We start from the raw sequence: 3,644 nt of genomic DNA on the forward strand, positions 1-3,644 counted from the left end.
GACTTGTTGAGATCCAAAAATCTTACTTTAAATAATTCACGCTAAACCGGAAATCAAAAAGGACAGCGACAAAGCGCCATGCGTATCTTTTGCATGCGAGATTTGTTACCGTCCTTCAGTAAGTTTAGCGTGGTATTAGTTCAAAATCGTGAAGGGGCGGTTTACAAATCCCGCTTCAGACACAGGCAATTGAATGACATGAATTTCTCCAAATATTTTTTGAATAACTTGGTGTGTATTGTACTTGCTTTGTTTAATCTGTCAAGAGAATCGTGTATTGTAATGGGTTGAAGTACAATCTATTGGATTTTTATATCATGCTGATAAAGGTGAAATATGCCCATAGTCAACAATATCACTCGCTTACTGGATTCCCGTAAAATTCCTTATACTGCCTTTGAACTCTCGGCCGAGAAACGAGGCGCATTGGAAACTTCTCGTTTATTGGGGGTTGATCCTGAGCGGGTCTTCAAAACAATTGTGGTCACTCGCAATTTTGGCAAGCCGATCCTGGTTGTCATTCCGGGCTCTTGCGAAGTTGATCTGAAAGCTCTGGCCATATTTCTGGGAGAGAAGAAAGTTTTCCTGACAACACAGGCTGAGGCTGAAAAGCTGACAGGACTCCAAGCCGGTGGAATTTCTCCGCTCGCGCTAATTAATCAAGGTTTTGTTATAGTATTGGACGATACCGCACTTAAGCTGGATCAAATCCATATTTCAGGCGGACAGCTGGGGTTGAATATTCGCTTGGGGGTGGATGATCTCACAAAGTTGACGCGGGCGCGTTTTGGAAAGATTGGCAAAAGTATATGATCATTCAAAAATCACTTATTCTCCTAACTATAAATCTTTTACTGGTGCTTTCATCATGCAAACCGGTAACGATTGAATCAACTCCTGATCAATCTTATCTTGAAGAGGAGCTTGCTGCAGAGGCCTTTGCCACAGCTTCATCAAAAGAAGTACAAATAGCGGCAAAAGATTTGCCCTACGCAGAGATCTCCAGGGATGGCCAAGCTTATCTGGCTTTCTGGTTTATTTGGAATGAGGAAACCGTTTTTATACCTGTAGCCCACAATAAAAGCGAAGATATTAGATTCATAATCTGTCAGGTAGGACCAGATCCAGAGATTGAAATTGGGAAATTATTTTCAGGATATAAATTTATCCAGGACGAGTGTGTGGACGATGATAAAACCCTAGAAAATGCGTCTCCTATCATTAAAATCCCTGGATATTTTGATGACGGGATTATGATTTACGATGGCAACGAATTAGATGGCGCGGATTGGAATGTAATTGATCTAAACGGAGAATACGCAGAAAATTTAGCCGATGCCATTAATTTTGTAATTAAAAATGACTTAACAGGTTCGGGAGACCTGGTCATCAGTATCTACCGAAAAGATGGTCCCAGCGGTGATTTATACAGTGATGACGATAATCCCCCAACCTTTACCCTGCCTGTTGAAAGGCTTCAGATTTCCTTCACAAAAGACCTATTAGCCGATTTGGAGTATGTTGATGATCTGCTCTATGCACTTGAGCGTGAGTTTACGTGGAATATTTCGGCAGGATATCCAGAATTAAAGTTGGGGCCAGGGGATGAGAATTGGTTTGTGCTAACAATTGATGAGGTCGGCGGGCAGTTTAGTAAGGCTAATATTCAAATTAAGGGTGTGGGAAATAAATGATATTTACTCTTGTAATTGCCCTTTGATTTCCCGGTTTCCCAGCCATTGAAAGAATCTCAATACAGTGGGAGAGTTTCCTCCCCAGCCAAGAATTACACCTAAAGCGCGCCTGCCAAATCCTTTTGACTCGGGGATTGGCATTGCCGCGGAAAAATCTACCTTGCGATCATCAAGAAGATATTGATAACGCCCCTTTTTGATGACTTTCGGGGATGCCTGTAGAAATTTAATTAGTTTTACTCGATCTTCTTCGCGTAACCATGATGGTGGGTCAGAGTTTGCCTTGAAATTGCAGATCAACGCCAAATCTTGCAGCATCCTTTCCTGTTCATCCGTCAGCATGTTTTTGTCAGATGCAAAGTAAACAATATCCGGATCTGTATGGACGAGGGGTGCTAGCCACAATCTGTTGACCGTTGTTCTGATCGCGTTGCGCGTCCCCGGGATGGCGAAATTGCCAAGGAGGTCATCATCGCGGGGACTGCTCCAATGGGAAGCCACATCCGGGCCGATCCGTAATCCATCGCATAGGCCAAGAGATGGGATGATGGGTGCGCCGCAGGTCAGCAAATATGCATCCCCAAGTGCATTCCTCATAACGCGCAACGCTTGTCGGTAGGCTTGCTCCCGTGAGATATCATTTTGCCGGACCCCGGGCAATGCTCCAGCATAGAGGAAGTCGAGTTTGACATAATCGTATCCCCACGAGCGGACCTGCGCCATCAATGCGGATAACCACTCCATCACGGCCGGAATGGACGGATCCAACGCGAAAAGTGGTTCACCCCAGTTAAATCCGGCGGAGGCGAGCTTGCCTTTTTTGTCGCGAAGGAGCCAGTCAGGATGTTGACGGAATAAATTTGAAGATGGGGAAACGATCAGAGGTGCGAGCCAGAGTCCCGGCGTGCGTCCCGAACGGCGAATTTGCGCGGCGAGGTGGTCCATGCCACCGGGAAACTTATCATTTGGGATCCAATCTCCGATGGCATGCTGCCAGCCGTCATCCACCTGGAAAACATCAAAGGGAAGCTCCCCCAGATCATTGAGAACTTCCCCGAGATTATTCTCCGAGATATGGGTGTAGAAGCTGTACCAGGAACACCAGATCCTGGGCGTTTCAGTGGCGCGATTTTTCCCAAGACGCTGAGCCAGTTCCGCGGCGTAGAAGCTAAAAACTTCTTCTTCGCTCCCCTCGGCGACGAACCAATCTCCTGCATTATTTTCGTATTTTCCGATGAGGGTATTGTCATCAAAAAAGACGTGCGCATCAAGATCGAGCGCACCGAGCAGAAAAAATAGACCATTTTCCATTTCAACTACACCAACCCACGATCCATGTGGACGCGCATCGTGAATGTGAAAAGGGTCGGTTTGCAGAGGGTGCAGAATAGCCGGTTTTGGCGTGGGGACGCGCTGCTCAACATCCTGCCAGAGGGTCAACGACCAGCTTTGCCACCCGTGGCGATAATAACGGATCGGGCGGGAGGAGGGAATGAAAGTGACGTCTTTTTGGTTTTGGATCTTTTCTGATTGAGACATGTAATGATTATCCCCCAGATACAATATTATGTACACAAAATTTTTGTTTCGGTACATACATTTATAATTTAAAGGATTAGCAATTTCTGATATACCGTATAATATGTTTACTATCGAAAAAGAACGATGAGAAACTTGTTGGCACGTTGGGGAAAATAAACAGGAATCTTACGAAATGCAATATCGAGGGTAAATAATTATGTTCAAAAATTGGTATGTAGATAAAGATATTTTTATGGCCCTGAGTACAAAAATATTTGTACTGATAGTAATTTTACTTACAACTATTGCAGCTTTTTATCCCTCTATTGGCCATGATTACGCTTATTTTATTCCTCGCCTGGGGGATACTTTTCTGCATTATAGACTTAATGGTTTTTCAATTCAATGGTATACACCCAGTTTTGCCGG

4 protein-coding genes are annotated in these 3,644 nt (G+C 44.5%); 3 read left to right on the plus strand and 1 reads right to left on the minus strand.

The features are described 5' to 3' along the window. Positions 1-336 precede the first annotated feature (336 nt). On the plus strand, positions 337-813 hold the full coding sequence (locus AC3DOM_RS09355) for a YbaK/EbsC family protein (RefSeq protein WP_487918777.1): 477 nt from the start codon (positions 337-339) through the stop codon (positions 811-813). After that, the gene (locus AC3DOM_RS09360; protein WP_487918778.1) at positions 810-1,694 is read left to right on the plus strand and encodes a hypothetical protein; all 885 of its coding nucleotides are present in this window, start codon (positions 810-812) and stop codon (positions 1,692-1,694) included. Before AC3DOM_RS09355 ends, AC3DOM_RS09360 begins: the two co-directional genes overlap by 4 nt. 3 nt (positions 1,695-1,697) lie before the next feature. On the opposite strand, the gene AC3DOM_RS09365 is transcribed toward AC3DOM_RS09360, so the two are convergent. After that, the gene (locus AC3DOM_RS09365; protein WP_487918779.1) at positions 1,698-3,233 is read right to left on the minus strand and encodes a glycoside hydrolase family 36 protein; all 1,536 of its coding nucleotides are present in this window, start codon (positions 3,231-3,233) and stop codon (positions 1,698-1,700) included. 199 nt (positions 3,234-3,432) lie between these two features. Here AC3DOM_RS09365 and AC3DOM_RS09370 point away from each other — a divergent pair. Continuing rightward, positions 3,433-3,644 (plus strand): hypothetical protein (locus tag AC3DOM_RS09370; RefSeq protein WP_487918780.1); only part of this gene is annotated, 212 nt, incomplete at its 3' end.

The organism is Candidatus Desulfolinea nitratireducens, assembly GCF_982879505.1.